Origin of the sequence: Hyphomonas oceanitis (assembly GCF_036964545.1) — a bacterium.
GTDB lineage: Bacteria > Pseudomonadota > Alphaproteobacteria > Caulobacterales > Hyphomonadaceae > Hyphomonas > Hyphomonas oceanitis.
This window is the reverse complement of the sequence record NZ_JBALTL010000019.1, coordinates 1-1225: the sequence shown is the minus strand read 5'-3', so window position 1 is coordinate 1225 and position 1225 is coordinate 1. Positions and strand designations below refer to the sequence as shown.

The 1225-nt window shown below is 55.1% G+C and carries 2 protein-coding genes; both read left to right on the top strand.

The genetic code is table 11. The features are described from left to right. Positions 1-751: HNH endonuclease family protein (locus V7651_RS18655; RefSeq protein WP_335614025.1), on the top strand; the 751-nt coding region annotated here is incomplete at its 5' end. 223 nt (positions 752-974) lie between these two features. Further along, positions 975-1225, top strand: a 251-nt coding sequence (locus tag V7651_RS18650; protein WP_335614024.1) for a hypothetical protein, incomplete at its 3' end; no start/stop codon positions are given.

Below are 1225 nucleotides of genomic sequence, written 5' to 3'. Positions count from 1 at the left end.
CGACCTACACCCTCATCTGGGAAGAGCCGCTATGCGTATCTCCGGTCCTCTACCGATCGAACATCTCATGCCGCAAAAGTGGGAAACACATTGGCCCATCCTCACCGATTCCACAGAGTTGAGAGAAGCTGAAACTGCCCGACGTGAGCGTCTCGTTCATACGATCGGAAATCTCGCCCTGGTCACGACGAAACTCAATTCTAAACTTTCCAACAGCAGTTGGCAGACCAAACGCGCAGCGATATTGTCGCACAGCGCTCTCGCGCTCAATCGGTCTCTAAGTGCCGAATGGGGACCAGAAGAAATTCTCGACCGATCGTCACAATTGGCAGATGCAATCTGCCGAGAATGGGCACGACCGGAGAACGGAGTAAAAACTCCGCCAGTTATGGGAGCGGTACCTTCGGTCAGTGAACTGCGCATTAATGAAGTTGATTCCACTGTCCATGCCGATAATTCTGATACTCGGCGCGCTGGGCGCTCCGAAGATGGAACCAGTTCGGGACGAAAGATAGCCACTCATATCAACGAAGTTTTCGAACAGTATCCGATCGGGACTGTGCTCACGGTCGCTCAGTTGCGCGCGCACGCGACATCTCAATATGCGGCGGGAGAAGCAAGCTCTGGGGCAATAACGAACAGGGTCAAGGCGGATGACGTGGAGGGAATATCAAGAGTGGAAGGCGTTTCGCCCCTTTGTGCGCAGAAAGTTTCAAGCGCAATCCATGATGCCCATGGCATGCCCGTATAATTTTCAACATTTCATTCTTTGTGGGCGCGGGCGTAGCCGCTGATATTTCGGGGCAGGTCACTGGGCTCAAAACTTGAGCCCAGCTCGTAGCCGATGCGCTTCGCAATGGTGAGGCTTGCAATGGTGAGGCCCAAGTTTTGGTACGTACGTCTGAGACGCGATGAGAACCTACCGATGTGGGGCGACGGTGCCGCCTGTCAGCCGGCCACGGTATGAATCAGGGATGACACGCACGGATGAGACATGGTTTCGGCTTTTGCAATGGACTCAGGGCCAAGCCCCGTCCGAGCGTCTTGCGGCACACATACTCTCGTATTCCGGTTTCGAGGACATCGACCCGTCACATCCACTCGGAGGCAAAGACGGAGGACGAGATGCCTCCTGCTCCAAGGCCGGTCGCCCGTGGATCATGGCCGTCTACTTCCCCCGTGATCAGAAGACATTTAGCCTCGATCCATGGATGAATGTGCGAGG